This is a genomic window from Streptomyces sp. NPDC032161, assembly GCF_040636995.1.
Taxonomy (GTDB): Bacteria; Actinomycetota; Actinomycetes; order Streptomycetales; family Streptomycetaceae; genus Streptomyces.
The window spans coordinates 99,993-114,823 of the sequence record NZ_JBEZVN010000011.1 but is presented as its reverse complement, the minus strand read 5'-3'; the positions used below and the strand labels follow the sequence as shown (position 1 = coordinate 114,823).

Genomic DNA, 14,831 nt, shown 5'->3' with positions numbered 1-14,831 from the left:
GCCGGCGCGGGACGGGCGTGAGACGGGTCGGGAGGCATCGGTGAGGACCAACAGCCCATCGGGCGGAAGACATTGGGGGGATTCATGGCGAAGACCGCGCTCATCACGGGTGTGACGGGACAGGACGGTTCCTATCTGTCCGAGTTACTGCTCGACAAGGGGTACACGGTCCATGGGCTGATACGCCGGTCGTCGAGCTTCAACACGGAGCGGATCGATCACATCTACCAGGGCCCGCAGGAGCCGGACCGCTCGTTCGTGCTGCACCACGCAGACCTGGCCGACGGGGTGGCGCTGGTGAACCTGCTGCGGGACATCCGCCCGGACGAGGTCTACAACCTGGGTGCGCAGTCGCACGTGCGGGTCTCGTTCGACGCCCCGCTGTACACGGGGGACATCACCGCTCTGGGCACCATGCGGCTGCTGGAGGCCGTGCGCGCCAGCGGGATCGACACCCGGATCTATCAGGCGTCGTCGTCCGAGATGTTCGGCGCCAGCCCGCCGCCGCAGAACGAGCGGACGCCGTTCCATCCGCGCAGCCCGTACGGCGTGGCGAAGGTCTACTCGTACTGGGCGACCGTCAACTACCGTGAGGCGTATGGCATGTTCGCGGTCAACGGGATCCTCTTCAACCACGAGTCCCCACGCCGCGGCGAGACCTTCGTGACCCGGAAGATCACACGAGCGGTGGCGCGGATCAAGGCGGGCCTGCAGACCCGGCTGCATCTCGGCAATCTCGACGCGGTGCGCGACTGGGGCTACGCCCCCGAGTACGTGGACGCGATGTGGCGGATGCTCCAGCGCGACACCCCGGACGACTACGTCGTGGCGACCGGGGAGGGCGTCAGCGTCCGGCTGTTCCTGGAGCACGCCTTCGCGCACGCGGGTCTGGACTGGCGCGAGCACGTCCGCCACGACGCCAAGTACGAGCGGCCGAGCGAGGTCGACGCGCTGATCGGCGACGCCGCGAAGGCCGAGGAGCTGCTGGGCTGGAAACCGGCCGTGCGGGCGCGGGAACTCGCCGCGATCATGGTCGACGCCGACATCCGCCTGCTCTCCGACCAGCTCGCCGGGACGACCGTGCGGGTGGACCGATGAGCCGCCCGGTCCCCTCCCCGCACCCCGCCCCCGGCCCTCCGCCGGGGACCGGCACCACCCCCACCCACTCCCCCGCACCCGCGACGGGGCGGCCCGTCCCCGTCACGCCGCCGGGCGGGACAGGAGCCTCGGCCCCCGGGCCGCGGACCGTTCTCACTCTCGGAGCTGAATGATGAACCCAACCACGGGGCGCGGACCCACCGGATGCCGCCGCCGGGCGCGCGCCGCGGCCGGTGCGCTGTGCCTGCTCGCCGGGGCGCTGACCGCCACCGCGTCCGGCACCTCCCCGGTCTCGGCCCTGACGCCACCGGTCGCCCTGACGGCGGACGATCTCACCACCTGGCAGACCAACGGCATCGTCTGGTCGATGGCGGCCTCGGACGCCGGTGTCGTCTACGCCGGCGGGACATTCTCCAGTGTCCGGCCGCCTGGCGCGGCCGCGGGCACCTCCGAGCAACCGGCGCTGAACTTCGCCGCGTTCGACGCGGCGACCGGTGAACCGACCGGCTGCGCACTGTCGTTCACCCTCTCGTCGGGGACGGCGACCGTACGGGCGCTCGCGCTCTCCCCGGACCAGAAGACCCTGTACGCCGGCGGGCAGTTCGGGGCGGTGAACGGGGTCGGGGTGAGCAACATCGCGGCGATCGACACGGCGACGTGCACCCCGCGCCAGGACTTCAAGGTGTCCGTCACCGCGACGGTACGGGCCCTGGCCGTCACCTCGGACACGGTCTACCTGGGCGGCGACTTCAACAAGGTCGCGGGGCAGACCCGGAACAAGTTCGCCGCGGTCACCACGGGTGCCGCCCTCAAGCCGTGGAAGGCGGACGCGGACGACGTGGGACGGGCCGTGGAACTCACCCCCGACGGCAGGCGCGTCCTGCTCGGCGGCAACTTCTTCAAGGTCAACGGCACCACCTCGCACGCCCTGGTGGTGGTGGACGCCACCACCGGGGCCGTCGTCAAGGGCTACCCGGCCGGGTTCATCCCCGACACCTCCACGGTGCAGGACATCACCACCGACGCGACGGGCTTCTACACCGCCAACGAGGGCACCGGCGGGGGTGTGTTCGACGGCCGGATCGCGCTGAACCTCGACGACTTCGCCCAGCGCTGGCGGGACACCTGCCTGGGGGCGACGCAGGCCGTGCTCGTCCACGAGGGAGTGCTGTACAGCGGGAGTCACGCCCACGACTGCGCCAGCATGGGCGGGTTCCCGGACCAGCCGCGCAGACATCTGCTGGCCCAGTCCGTGAACGACCCGAAGCTGCTGCCCTGGTTCCCGGACACCAATGACGGCATCGGGGAGCCGGTCGGGCCGCGGGTCATGGCGCAGACCGACAAGGACGGCCACCACTACCTGTGGGTGGGCGGCGAGTTCACCACCGTCAACGGGGTCCGCCAGCAGGGCCTGACCCGGTTCGCCGACGGCCCGGACACCGGGGCGCCGTGGGTGCCCAACGTCAGCCTGTCCACGGTCGCCCCGGGGAAGATCGAGGTCAACTGGCAGACGAGCTTCGACGCCGACGACGGGGAGCTCACCTACCGGATCTACAAGGACGGCGCCGCCACCCCGGTGCACACCACGACGGGGTACTCGCTGTTCTGGGACCGCCCGCAACTGAGGTGGACCGACACGGACGTGGCCCCCGGCGAGACGCACTCCTACCGGATCAGCGCGAGCGACGGCACCAACACCAGCGCCAAGTCGCCGGCCCTGTCGGCGACCGTGACCGCCACCGCCCAGAAGTACCCCGCCAGGGTCCTGTCCGACGGCGCGTCGCTGTACTGGCGCTACGACGAGGGCACGTCGACCTTCGCCGCCGACACCGGCTCCGGGCGGAACAACGGCTTCCTGCGCAACTCCCCCGCCTATTGGCAGACGCCCGCCGCGGTCGCCGGACCCTCGACCGCGATCGGCTTCAACGGAACGAACCAGTACGCGTACAGCAACAAGCGCCACGCCCACCCGGCCAGGTTCTCGGTCGAGACCTGGATCAGGACGACGACCGCCAAGGGCGGGAGGATCATCGGCTTCGGCAATGTGACCATGCAGAACAGCACCCAGTTCGACAAGCACGTGTACATGCGCGACGACGGCCGCCTCGTCTTCGGCGTCTACAACGGCGGGGCCAAAACCATCACCACGCCCGCCGCCTACAACAACGGCGCCTGGCACCACGTCGTCGCCACCCAGGGGACCGGCGGCATGGCCCTGTACGTGGACGGCAAGCTCCGCGCCTCCAACACCTCCTACACCGTCAACCAGAACTACAGCGGCTACTGGCGCGTGGGCGGCGACAACCTGAACAACTGGCCGGGCAGACCGACGAGCAACTTCTTCGCCGGGCAGGTCGACGAGACCGCCGTCTACCCGACCGCGCTGAGCGCCTCGACGGTCGGTGCCCACTACGCGCTGAGGACGGGCTGATGGCGCATCCGTTCCGCGCCGGCGCCGCCGTCGTCGTCCTGGCGGCGGCGCTGGCCGCCTGCGGCTCGCCCTCCTCCGGACGGGACACGGCGGGCACCCCCGCACCGCCGGTGTCACGGCCCCCCGTCACCGCCCCGTCGGCCGGCCCCGCCGCCACCGCGGCCCCCGTTCCGCGGGCGGCGCCGGACGAGGAGCAGCCCAAGCTGCCCGCCGTCGAACTCACCCCGGTCACCGGTTCGTTCACCGAGAAGGAGAAGGAGTACCTGACCGACCGGGTGCCCCGGGGCATGGACCCGGCGGCCGTGCTGCAGACCGGCCAGGAGACCTGCGACCGGCTGACGTTCCTGGTGAAGGCCGACCGGGACACCGCCGTCGGCGCCATCGTGACCGGCGAGATCGCCGACGCCGAACCGGCCGTCGAGCACCTGTGCGTCCGCCACCGCGATCTGCTGCGGGAGGCCGGGCGCGGATACGCGGACGGCACGTACGAGGGCCGGCAGGTCCGGCCGGGCCGCTACCGGGGCGTCTCCCCCACCGACGCCTGCACCTGGCAGCTCACCGGCGACGACGGCAGGGCCCTGGCTTCGGGCTCCACCACCGCCGGGAAGCCGGCCCGGATCACCGTCCCGGCGGCGGCCCGAGCCTTCGTCTCCACCGGCTGCTACGCCTGGCTGCCCGAAGGAGGGGCCGGATGACGAAGCTGCCGATCGCCGTGGCGATCCCGACGAAGAACGAGGCGCTGAACGTCGCCGAGGCCGTGCGGTCGGTCATCGACCACTTCGAGGCGGTCGTCGTCGTCGACTCGCACAGCACCGACGACACGGGGAAGATCGCCGCCGGGAGCGGCGCCGAGGTGATCACGTACACCTGGGACGGCGGCCATCCGCGCAAGAAGCAGTGGTGCCTGGACCACGTCCGCACGGACCTCGACTGGATCCTGCTGCTCGACGGCGACGAGCGGATCAGCCCCGGTCTGCTGGCCGAACTGCGGCGGGAGTTCGCCGACCCGGGCGCGTCGAGACCGGCGGCGTACGACATCCCGTTGGGCTACTGGTTCTCCGGGAAGCGCCTGCGGCACGGCTACACCATCCGCAAACGCTCGCTGACCGACCGCACCCGCTGCCACTACCCGGAGGTCGGGGATCTCGACGCGCCGGGCATCGGCGAGGTGGAGGGCCACTACCAGCCGGTCGCCGAATCGGTCCGGGCGCTGCGCCATCCGATCGAGCACCAGGATCTCGACCCCGTCACCGCCTGGTTCGAGCGGCACAACCGATACTCCGACTGGGAGGCGTGGCTGGAGCACCACCCCGACGTCAAGGAGCAGGTGCGCAGGGTGAAGTCGCGCCAGGGTCAGCTGTTCCACAAGGCACCGTTCAAGCCGCTGGTGTCGTTCGCGTACATGTACGTCTACCGGCGGGGGTTCCTGGACGGGCGGGCGGGGTTCGACTTCGCGCTGGCGATGAGCTTCTACCGCTGGCAGATCGGGCTCAAGTCCCGTGAGGGGAAGGTGGTCTGACTACGTGTGCCCTCCGGCGGACCACGTCCTCGTAGGTCCGCCGGAGGGCACGGGTCACCGCCTCGATGGTGAAGTGCTCCTCGACCAGTCGCCGGGCGGCCCGGCCTGCCCGTTCGCCGGTCCCGGGTTCGAGGAGTTCCAGGATCGCGCCGGCGACCTTCGACGCGTTCTCCGCGTCCTCGCCGACCCGGCTGTCGATCACGCGGCCGGCCCCGGCTCGTGCCACGTCGGGGGCGAGGCCGCAGGTGCGGGTGATGACGACGGGGGTGCCCACCGACATCGCCTCCAGGACGGAGACCCCCAACGGCTCCTCGATCGACGGCAGTACGTAGACGTCGGCCCGCCGGTCCGCCGCCAGGACCTCCTCGTGGTCGAGCGGCCCGACGTGGTCGAGGGAGCCCGTCACCCCGAGTTCGCGGGCGAGTTCGAGGGTCTCGGGCAGTGCACCGGTGTCGGGCCCGGCCAGCACGAACCGGGCGTCCGGATGGACGGCCAGGACCTCCGGCATGGCGGCGACGAAGTCCCGCGGCCGTTTGCGCTGCTGGATCCGCGCCAGGAACAGGACCGTCGGCGGGCTGCCCGGCTCGCGGGCGGGCTTGTGCTCCTGCGGCCGGACGCCGTTGACCAGCCGCACGCTCCGGGCGGGCGGCACGGGCGCGGCCACCGCGTTCACGTCGAGGCGTTCCGCCTCGGTGAGATGGAGCACCGCGTCCGCCCGGCGCAGCACCCTGCGCACCCCCAGCAGGTCGGTCAGCCGGGCGACCCGGTTCTCGGTCGGGTCGACCATGCCGTGCGTCTGGACGACCAGGGGCGTGCCGGACGCGAGGGCGAGCAGGGCGACGGGCAGGGTCACCAGGTCACGCATCAGATGCACGTGGACGAGATCGGCGCCGCGCATCATGCGTCGGGCGGCGAGCAGCAGCGCACCGGAGGTGATCCCGCTGACCTCGTACCTCGGCAGCACGTGGCGGGCCCGGAAGAGGTGGACCGGCACGCCCTCGACCTCGCGCGGCAGGCGGCCCGTGAAGCCGTCGCCCAGGGCCATGACGCGGGCGTCGTCCCCCCGGGCCCGCTGGGTCTTCGAGAGGTTGAGCGCCACCCTGGTCGGCCCTCCGAAGGCGTGGTCCGGGGTGTGCAGCGTGACGACGTGCAGGATCCTCAACAGGGCCCCCAAGACCTCGGCCGACCCGTCACAGGTTAGTCGCCAGGACTTCCCAAGTGGGTTGATTCGTTAGAGTGTTCACAGGTCGGTGGAACGGGGAGCCCATGACGTCGGTGCGCGGGACGACGCCGTCGGCACCCGTGCCGGGGAGCGGTCCCCGGAACCGGCCTCGGGCGAGTCCCATGTCGTGGGCGATGCTGTCGCGCGCCCTGGCCGTCCCGCTCGTCCTCGCCCTGGTGTGCTTCCTGCCGGCGGTGGTCGCCGCCCAGCCGGGCAGCGGTGTCCGGGACACCGCGTACTGGTTGCAGCTCGTGCTGACGTGTTACGCGGGCACCCGGCTCGCCACCATGATCCTGTCCACCCGGCGGCGGCTGCTGCAGGGCGTGTTCTGGATGTTCGTGTACATCGCGATGGGGGTGGCACCGTTCGCGCAGGCGGTCATCGGGCAGACCCCCACGCCGCTGGTCGGCCCGCGCTCCGATCTGGTGACGGCCGTCGCCCTGGTCCTGGTCGGCTGTGCCGCGTTCGACCTCGGGGCACTGCTGGCGTCCCGGCGTCCGCTGCGCGAGCGGGCCCCGGGCCGTCCCGGCCGGGGCCCGTCCTCCCCGCACCGGGCGCGGCTCGGACTGCTGGTGCTGCTGGCCTTCGCGGCGAGCGGGTACTACGTCGTGAAGCTGGGCGGGCCCGCGATTTTCTTCACCAGCCGGCAGGAGATCAGCGCGTCGGTCGCGGTCAGCGGCGTCGGGTCCGAGGGATCCAACGTGGGTTCGGCGTTCCTCAAGGGCTTCGGCACGGTGCCCGCGCTGCTCGCGCTGCTCCTGTACACCCGTCGCCTGGTGACCTCGCGCCGGGCCCGGCGCACCCCGTCGACGGTACTGGTGTGGGGGGCGCTGGCGGCTCTCAACGTGATCGTCAACAACCCCGTGTCCAATGCCCGTTACTGGTTCCTGACCGTGCTGGTCTCACTGTTGTTCACCGCGTTCCCGAGGAGCGCCGCGATGTACCGGACGGTGCTGGCGCTGGGGGTGGCCGGGGCGCTGGTGCTGTTCCCGTACGCGGACCGGTTCCGCTACGAGGGCGCGGGGTACCGGCCGGTCGAGTCGTCGTCGGTGTTCGAGCCGCTGGCGACGAAGGACTACGACCAGACGGTGATGGTCGCCAACACCGTCACCTGGGTCGGTACCCGGGGCCACACCTACGGGCGGCAACTGGCGGGCTCCGCACTGTTCTTCGTGCCCCGATCGGTCTGGAGCGGCAAGCCCGAGGACACCGGGGTGCGGGTCGGTCAGTGGATGGGGATGAACATGACCAACCTGTCGGCGCCGCTCTGGGCCGAGCTCTGGGTCGATTTCGGCGCCCCGGGCATGGCCGGGGCGTTCGCGCTGATCGGGTACGCCGCGGCGCGCACCGACCGGCGATACGCGCGCGCGGTCTCCCGGGCCGGGCCCGGCAGTGTGACGGCCGTCGTCGTGCCGCTGGTCGCCGGGTACACGTTCATCCTGTTGCGCGGCCCGCTGCTGCAGGCCATGGGCAAACCGGCGATCGCGGTGCTCTGTCTGCTGCTGGTCACCGCCCTCGGTGGCCCGGCCGGGCGGCGTCCGCACTGAGGGTCACCGGGGGCGCGGCGGCACGGCGGCGCAGGCGCGCCACCCCGGTCCAGGTGGCCGTCGCCTTGCAGACGGATCCCAGGCACAGGCCCCAGGCCGCGCCCGGTGTCCCGCCGAGCGCGTAGCCGACGGCGAGGAGCACGACGGAGACGAGCGAGAACACCACCTGGACGGGGAGCGTGGTGCGGGGGTCGAGCGTCCGCAGGGCCAGCAGCCCGCAGGTGCCGACGGCCATCGCCGCGTACTGGCTGCCGGTCGCCGGGAGCAGCGCGGCCGCCGTGGGCCAGGTGTCGCCGAGCAGCGAGCGGCCTGCCCCTTCGGGCAGCAGGGCGAGCCCGGCGGCCCAGAGCGCGGCCGTCGCGGCGAGCACGGCGGCGAGCGTCGCCGTGGCGCGGACCCGGTGGCGCGCGGAGGGGAGCCGCCCGAGGAGGGGCGGGCCGAAACCGGTGGCGGAGGTGAACAGCACGTTCAACGGTCCGAAGAGGGTGGTGGCGCCGCGCAGGGCGCCGACGACCAGCGGGTCGCCGACCGCGCCGAGTCCGAGCACGGACAGCTGGCTCGTGGCGTTGCCCACCCCGAACTCCACCACGAAGCGCCGTCCTAGGTGGCCGCGCCGCAGCAGGTCGCCCGGGTGCAGCGGCGTTCCGGCCGTCGCGCGGTGCAGCAGCGCGGCCGAGAGCAGCAGGGCGGGCAGTGCGGACAGGCCCCAGACCAGGACGAGCCGACCGGCCGGGGTGCCGGGCGGCTGTACGGCCAGCGCGCCGAGCACCCCGGCCAGTCGGAGGGCGTCGCCGGCGAGCGCGAGATGTGGCAGGTGCAGGGTGGAGAAGGCGTAGCGCGTGGCGTCCTGTCCGAGCACCACCGGCAGGACCAGCCCCAGCACCGCCAGGGCCCGGGGGGTGGCGCCCGGCAGCGCCAGGCAGACGGCGGCGAGCGGAAGACCGAGCGCGGCGGCGGCGAGCAGGGTGAAGGCGACGGCCGACCGGCACGCGCCGCGCACCTCGTCGCCCTCGCCGCGCCGCAGCACCAGCGGCTGTCCGGTGTGGGCGCCGGACACGCCGAGCAGCACCGTGAAGACGAGGTAGACCGCCGAGAAGCGGGCGAACTCGGCGGCGGCGGAGAGCCGGGCGGCCGCGACCAGTACCAGGATGTTGGTGAGTGCCGCCACGCCCTGGTCCGCGACCGAGCAGACGATCGCGGTGCGTGCTTTCATCCCCGTCCCGCGGTGGGGTCGACGGCGCGCAGTCCGAGCGTCTCGGCCGGGTCGCCGGTGTGCTCGGGGCCGCCGCGGCCGTGGGGCTCGCCCCGGCCCGGTGAGGTGCCGTACCGTTCGCCCGTCGTGCGGCGCCGGGCGGCCTTCTCACGGGTCCGGCGTTCGCGGCGGCCCCGGGCGGGGTGCAGCAGGGCTCCGAGGACGGTTCCGCCGGCCGCTTCGACGATCTCGCGGATCCGTTCCAGGTCGCTGCGGTGGACCTCCCGCGCGTCGCAGACCGCCAGGACGCCCGGCACCCGGTCGATCAGGGCGACGGCGTCGGCGTACGACAGCACGGGCGGGGCCGACACGATGACGACGGCGCCCGGCCGGTCCGCCTCGTCGGCGATCCGGCCCACCGGCACGGAGGTCAGGGCGCGCGCCACATTGTCCGTGCGTCGGCCCGCCACCAGGGTGAAGGCGCCCGACCCCGGCACGTCCACGTTCATCCGGCTGTCCGACGGCCAGGGCAGCGGGCCCCGCGTCATCCGGCCGCCGCCCGATCCCCGCACGGCCGGTCCCAGGGCCGCGGCCAGGGAGGGGGTGCGCAGATCGGCTTCGAGCAGGATGACGTCCCGGCCCATCTCGGCGAAGGCGGCCGCCAGGTTGGCCGCGGCGGCCGCCGCCGCGCCGCCGTCCCCGCGCGGTGCCGTGACCAGGAGCCTGCGGCGCTGGGCGAACGAGGGGTCGTAGGCGAGCCGGAAGGCGACCGCCCGGTACTCCTCGGCGAGCCGGCTCCCGCCGCTGCCGATGGCGAGCAGGGTGCCCGACGAGGTCCGTTCCCTGGGCAGGGTGCCGAGCAGGGGGGCACCGAGGGAGCGGACGAGTTCCCGGGTGGAGCGCACGGCCGGGTCGAAGACCAGGCGCACCCAGGACAGCAGCAGTCCGAGGGCGAGCCCGACGACACCGCCGAGTCCGAGCAGCAGGGGCAGCCCGGCACCGCTGGGCCCGGTGGGCTCGGCGGGCTTCTTCGTCAGATAGCCGGGGGTGGTGTCCAGGGCGCGCAACTCGGAGATCTTCCGGTTGAGTTCGGAGATCGTCACCAGGAGGCCGGCCCGGGCGTTGGCCGCCTCGCCGCTGCCGCCGGCCTGCCCGGCGAGCTGGTCGCGCTGTTCGGTGAGCGGTTCGAGCTGGGCGCGGTAGCCGTCGACCATGTTGGCGATGCTGTTCTCGGTGCGCTGTCGGCGGATCTCCAGATAGGCGTCGGCGAGCGCCTGGGCCCGTGCCCGGGCCAGGGCGGGAGTGCGGCCGGTGTAGGCGAAGCGGAGCACGAGGGTGTTCGGCGGGTTGGTGACCTGGAGGCCCTTCAGCAGCGGCCCGACCTCGACCGGGTCGCCGCTCCGGGCGAGGGTCTTGGCGGCCAGGGTGCCCACGGTGTCGCTGACCGCGGTCTGCCGTTCGGAGCCGATGTTGATCCCCTTGTCGGCGGAGGCACCCGCCGCGAAGGGGTCCGAGGTGGCGGAGCGCACGACCACCTCGCCGGTCGAGGTGTAGCTCTTCTCGCCGCTCAGGGCGAGCCATCCGCCGCCGAGCAGTCCGGCGGCCACCCCGGTGGCCAGCAGTGCCCGGTAGCGCAGGAGCTGGCGGAACTGGTCCCTCAGCAGCGCGGGTTCGTCCTGGTCCTCCAGGGCGCGGATCGGATGGGTCATCGGTGCGGTCTCCCTTGTGCGTCCGCGAGGGCCTCGGTGAGCAGGGCGTCGAAGCGGGCCAGGGCGGCCTCCCGGCCCAGGTGCCGGGCGACGTACCGCGGCCCGTTCGCGCCGAGGGCGGCGGCCTCGGCGGGCGCCTCGACGAGTTTGCGTACGGCCGAGAGCAGCGCGCCGGGGTCCTCGGGGGCGACGAGGACGCCCGCGCCCGACCGCTGGATCTCCTGCGCGGTGCCTCCCCCGTCGGCCACCGAGGCGACGACCGGGCGACCGGAGACGAAGTAGGAGGTGAGCTTGGACGGGACGCTCATGTCGAGCACGGACGCCCGCTGGGTCACGGCGAGGACGTCGGCGGCGGCGAGGACGTCGGTGAACTCGCGGGCGTCGGCGGGCGGCAGGAAGTCGATGTTGCGCAGGCCCGCCGCGCGCCGTCGCAGCGCCTCGCGCCTGCTCCCGTCGCCCACGAGGACGACGCGGACGTCCGGGGCGATGCGCGCCGCGTCGACGAGGACCTCCAGGCCCTGTTTGAGCCCCATGTTGCCGGAGTGCAGGACGACGGGGGTGCCCTCGTCCCAGCCGAGCCGCGCCCGGGTGGCCCGGCGCTCGGCCGTGGGCACCGGTACGTGCGACCAGTTGGGGACGACGCGGATGCGTCCGGTGTCGACGCCGTACCCGGCGACGCGCGGGACGAAGCTCTCGTGGATGACCCCGACAAGGGCGGCGCGGCGCAGCGCGTGGCGTTCGGCCGCCGAGGCGACGGCCGCGGCCCGCCCCCCGCCCCTGATCCCGCTCTGTTCGGCCGCGGCCCCCATCAGGTCCTGCACGACCGGCAGGTACGGGACGCGGTGGCGGCGGGCCAGCCGGGCCCCGAGGACGCCGCCCGCGAGGCTGGGCATCTGGGAGACCACCGCGTCCGGCGGGCGCGGGACGGACGGCGGCAGCAGGCCGTGGACCAGCACCGACGCCTCGAAAGCACCTCTGCGCAGGGCGGTCTGACGGGGCGGCACATAGTGTCTGCGCCGATGGACGACGACCCCGGCCCGCCGCTCGGTGACCCGCCACACGCCGCGGTAGTCCTCCTCGGTCCGCCACGACGGATAGTGCGGCATCCCGGTCAGCACATGGGTCTCGGCGCCGGACGCGGCCCAGTGCTCGGCGAGCTGCGCGGCGTAGGGACCGATGCCCGTCACCTCCGGCGCGTAGTTCGTCGAGACGACCAACAGGGTGCGGCCCTCGAACGGATGGTGACGGCCGGCTTCGGACATGGTGGTTCGCCTCCCCCCGGGGAACAGTCCCCTGCGGAACAGCCCCAAAAGCGAGCTTATCCGTTCACGGGATGAGCAACTTGTCCTCGCAGTAAGGTCGTTGCACCATCAGCACCGACCGCCGGAGTCCCGTGGCACCGGACGCCTCGTCCGGACGACCACCGCGGGAACGGGGGATCACGTTCACCGTGGGGGGAGAGAACGGATGGTGTACAGGGTCGGCTACGCGCCGGGGGTCTACGACCTCTTCCACATAGGGCACCTCAACATCCTGCGGCACGCCCGCGACCGCTGCGACTACCTCGTCGCGGGCGTCGTCTCGGACGAGATGGCCGCGCTGGCCAAGGGCCACGCGCCGGTGATCCCGCTGCCGGAGCGGCTGGAGATCGTGCGCAGTGTCCGCTACGTGGACGCCGCGTTCGTCGAGACCGTGCCCGACAAGGTCGAGACCTGGCAGCAGGTCAGGTTCGACGTCATCTTCAAGGGGGACGACTGGCGGGACACGGAGCGGGGCAGACGGCTGGAGCGGGACTTCGCCGAGGTCGGCGTCGACGTCGTCTACTTCCCGTACACCGTGCACACGTCCAGCACCCAGCTGCGCCGGGTGCTGGACACGCTGGTCAGTCCGGAGTCCGGAACGCTCTCAGCTCCCTGAACCACTTGACGAGGAACAGCACCAGGAACAGCGCGTGCACGGCGGCGAGCGCCGCGTAGCCGAGACGGAACGCGGTCGGGTCGCCCAGCAGCAGGAACACCAGGCAGAACACTCCGTAGTCGGCGGGCAGGAGCGCGACGGCCCGCGCCCGGGAGGCCCGGGCCGGGGCGCCGCCGCCCGCCGCGGTCCGGCCGAACGCCGCAGCCCTGCCCAGTTGTTCGCGCAGCAGCCCGGCGCAGAAGGTCAGCACGGCGGCGAACAGGAAGCCCAGCGGAAGGAGCAGCCATCCCTCGGACGGCAGCTCGAAGAACCGCCGGAAGGAGATCAGCACCGCGGTGTGCGCCAGGATCATCTTGGCGCAGTCCACGACATGGTCCAGCCACTCGCCGTCCGGGCCGCCCCGCCCGGTCAGTCTGGCCAGCTGACCGTCGGCCGAGTCGAGTGCGAAGCCGGCCACGAGACCCGCGTACACCGCCACCGCCAGCCCCCACGAGGGCCGTACGAGCGCCACCGACGCGAGCGAACCGAAGGTGAACAGAGCACTGATCAAGGTGACTTGATTGGGTGTCAGTCCGATGTGGTACGCGCCTGCCGCGAACAGCCGGCCCAGCGGCCGGTTCACGTGACGCGAGTACAGCGACACCCCCTTGGCCGTCTTCTGCGCGCCTCGCAGCTCGCGAAGGACCGTACCCGTGCCTCCCATACGCCCCCCAGCGTGTCCGTGCCGGCACCGGCGGAGCGCCGCCGCCCCGCCACCCCGCCGCATCATGGCACGCGGGGCGCCGCTCGCGCGGGGTACTCGACGGGGCCGTCCGGGGGCGGGTGCTGGTGCTGGCAGGCGCGGCCCGCGTGCGGCGCCCGGTGGTGGTCGGCCGGCACCCCTGCCCGCCGAGGCCGCCCGGCGCCGCCCGCGCCGGACCCGGGCGCCGGACAGGCCCCGCGCGCCGGCGCCCGGCCGGGAGCGCCCGGTCCGTCGCGAACGACGCTCAGGAGGACGCGGTGCGGCACTCCGGGTGGCCCCAGCCGCTCGGGGACTTCGCGATCATCTCCTGTGCGGCGTACGGCTTTCCGCAGTGGCACCGGCCGGCATATCTGGCCCGGATGGTGCCGCCGGAACGCCCGGAGCGGGACGGGCCGGACGTCCTCCTCGCCGGGGCGCTTCCGCTCCGCCCCTCGGTCGCGCGCGAGGCGGCGGGAGTCGGGAACCCCGTGGCGCCGTGCTCCGTGCCGTCCGGTCGCTGGGTCGCCGCGGCCTCGCTCGCCGCCTGGTCGGCGAGGGCGTTCAGCGGGTCGCCGCCCACCCGGTGCGCGGCGACGTGGACGAACCTCACGGACCGGTCCTGGAGCAGGGCGTCGATGCGGACCACCAGCTCACGGTTGGCCACCGGCTTGCCGGCCGACGTCTTCCAGCCGTTGCGCTTCCATCCGGGAAGCCATTTGGTCACCGCGTTCATCGCGTACTGCGAATCCATCCGCACCTCGATCGCCGCGGACGGGTTCGTGGACTCCAACAGCTCTCGCAGCGCGGTGAGTTCGGCGACGTTGTTGGTGGCGGTCCCCAGCGGTCCCGCCTCCCAGCGCTGCGGCCGCCCCTGCGCATCGGCCACGACCCACGCCCAGGCCGCGGGTCCGGGATTGCCCTTCGATGCGCCGTCACACGCGGCGATGATGCTCTCGTTCATCCCTCGATCATGCCAGCGCCCCACCACCCCTCCCGCGCACCCCGGCGCCACCTCCCCGATAGGCCGTCACGCTGAGTGACCCTTCGAGGTGCGGTGGCCCGGCCGCACTGGTTCTCTGATGGAGCCCGCTCTTCCCCGACCGCACAAGGAGCGATGATGAGCGCTGCACGTGAATCCGGTGACCGTGCGCAGCAGCTGCGCGAGAAGGCCCGGCAAATGACCGAGGCCGCCGAGCGCACCACCGACCCTGAGCAGCGTCAGCGGCTCCAGGAGAAGGCCCGGAAGCTTCAGGAACAGTCCGAACAGCAGAGCGGCATGGGCGGTGGCAACCGCCCGCCCCAGCGGTAGTACCGCGTGAACGGCCGGCGCACGCCACTCCTCCCCGAGCGAGCGGCGGCGTCGGCCGCTCTCCCGCGCCCGCCCCGCACGCTCCTCCCTCATTCCCCCGCGTCTCTCTCGCGTCGCGCACCCTCCCCGTGTTGACGTCCCCCGCTTCAGCACCTAGGTTGCGGTA

The 14,831-nt window shown here is 73.0% G+C and carries 13 protein-coding genes; 7 read left to right on the top strand and 6 right to left on the bottom strand.

What is annotated here, in order from left to right; translation table 11 throughout:
- The first annotated feature begins 84 nt into the window (after positions 1 to 84).
- The 4 genes from gmd to AB0E67_RS21220 all read left to right on the top strand — a co-directional run bounded on the left by gmd (position 85) and on the right by AB0E67_RS21220 (position 5,048).
- On the top strand, positions 85 to 1,098 hold the full coding sequence (gene gmd / locus AB0E67_RS21235) for a GDP-mannose 4,6-dehydratase (protein WP_362028959.1): 1,014 nt from the start codon (positions 85 to 87) through the stop codon (positions 1,096 to 1,098).
- A 169-nt stretch (positions 1,099 to 1,267) separates the two neighbouring features.
- Positions 1,268 to 3,529: a LamG domain-containing protein gene (locus AB0E67_RS21230; RefSeq protein ID WP_362028956.1), complete on the top strand. Its 2,262-nt coding sequence runs from the start codon at positions 1,268 to 1,270 to the stop codon at positions 3,527 to 3,529.
- Complete coding sequence (locus tag AB0E67_RS21225; RefSeq protein ID WP_362028953.1) at positions 3,529 to 4,224, top strand: hypothetical protein; 696 nt, start codon at positions 3,529 to 3,531, stop codon at positions 4,222 to 4,224. Before AB0E67_RS21230 ends, AB0E67_RS21225 begins: the two co-directional genes overlap by 1 nt.
- Positions 4,221 to 5,048 carry a glycosyltransferase family 2 protein gene (locus tag AB0E67_RS21220; protein WP_362028951.1) on the top strand — a complete coding sequence of 276 codons (828 nt, stop codon included), beginning with the start codon at positions 4,221 to 4,223 and terminating at the stop codon, positions 5,046 to 5,048. Before AB0E67_RS21225 ends, AB0E67_RS21220 begins: the two co-directional genes overlap by 4 nt.
- Here the strand turns inward: AB0E67_RS21220 and AB0E67_RS21215 are convergent.
- A complete protein-coding gene (locus tag AB0E67_RS21215) occupies positions 5,020 to 6,210 on the bottom strand; it encodes a glycosyltransferase (RefSeq protein WP_362028948.1) in 1,191 nt (396 codons plus the stop codon). The genes AB0E67_RS21220 and AB0E67_RS21215 overlap by 29 nt on opposite strands.
- A 182-nt stretch (positions 6,211 to 6,392) precedes the next feature.
- On the opposite strand from AB0E67_RS21215, the gene AB0E67_RS21210 reads away from it, so the two are divergent.
- Positions 6,393 to 7,817 carry a hypothetical protein gene (locus AB0E67_RS21210; protein WP_362028945.1) on the top strand — a complete coding sequence of 475 codons (1,425 nt, stop codon included), beginning with the start codon at positions 6,393 to 6,395 and terminating at the stop codon, positions 7,815 to 7,817.
- Here AB0E67_RS21210 and AB0E67_RS21205 read toward each other — a convergent pair.
- The 3 genes from AB0E67_RS21205 to AB0E67_RS21195 are packed head-to-tail and all read right to left on the bottom strand — an operon-like array spanning position 7,777 to position 11,980.
- Positions 7,777 to 9,030, bottom strand: a complete 1,254-nt coding sequence (locus AB0E67_RS21205; protein ID WP_362028942.1) for a hypothetical protein — start codon at positions 9,028 to 9,030, stop codon at positions 7,777 to 7,779. The two genes, AB0E67_RS21210 and AB0E67_RS21205, sit on opposite strands and share 41 nt — an antisense overlap.
- Entirely contained in the window at positions 9,027 to 10,718 is a 1,692-nt protein-coding gene (locus AB0E67_RS21200; protein ID WP_362028939.1) for a lipopolysaccharide biosynthesis protein, read from the bottom strand. Before AB0E67_RS21200 ends, AB0E67_RS21205 begins: the two co-directional genes overlap by 4 nt.
- Positions 10,715 to 11,980 carry a glycosyltransferase gene (locus AB0E67_RS21195; protein ID WP_362028936.1) on the bottom strand — a complete coding sequence of 422 codons (1,266 nt, stop codon included), beginning with the start codon at positions 11,978 to 11,980 and terminating at the stop codon, positions 10,715 to 10,717. Before AB0E67_RS21195 ends, AB0E67_RS21200 begins: the two co-directional genes overlap by 4 nt.
- Before the next feature lie 205 nt (positions 11,981 to 12,185).
- Here AB0E67_RS21195 and AB0E67_RS21190 point away from each other — a divergent pair, with 205 nt between their 5' ends.
- Positions 12,186 to 12,635, top strand: a complete 450-nt coding sequence (locus AB0E67_RS21190; RefSeq protein WP_360105198.1) for an adenylyltransferase/cytidyltransferase family protein — start codon at positions 12,186 to 12,188, stop codon at positions 12,633 to 12,635.
- Here AB0E67_RS21190 and AB0E67_RS21185 read toward each other — a convergent pair.
- Together AB0E67_RS21185 and AB0E67_RS21180 are read right to left on the bottom strand one after the other, a co-directional pair.
- Entirely contained in the window at positions 12,601 to 13,338 is a 738-nt protein-coding gene (locus AB0E67_RS21185) for a CDP-alcohol phosphatidyltransferase family protein (protein ID WP_362028934.1), read from the bottom strand. The two genes, AB0E67_RS21190 and AB0E67_RS21185, sit on opposite strands and share 35 nt — an antisense overlap.
- 283 nt (positions 13,339 to 13,621) lie before the next feature.
- Complete coding sequence (locus tag AB0E67_RS21180) at positions 13,622 to 14,317, bottom strand: ribonuclease H (RefSeq protein WP_362028930.1); 696 nt, start codon at positions 14,315 to 14,317, stop codon at positions 13,622 to 13,624.
- A 156-nt stretch (positions 14,318 to 14,473) separates the two neighbouring features.
- On the opposite strand from AB0E67_RS21180, the gene AB0E67_RS21175 reads away from it, so the two are divergent.
- Entirely contained in the window at positions 14,474 to 14,665 is a 192-nt protein-coding gene (locus AB0E67_RS21175; protein ID WP_362028927.1) for a DUF6381 family protein, read from the top strand.
- Positions 14,666 to 14,831: the final 166 nt, after the last annotated feature.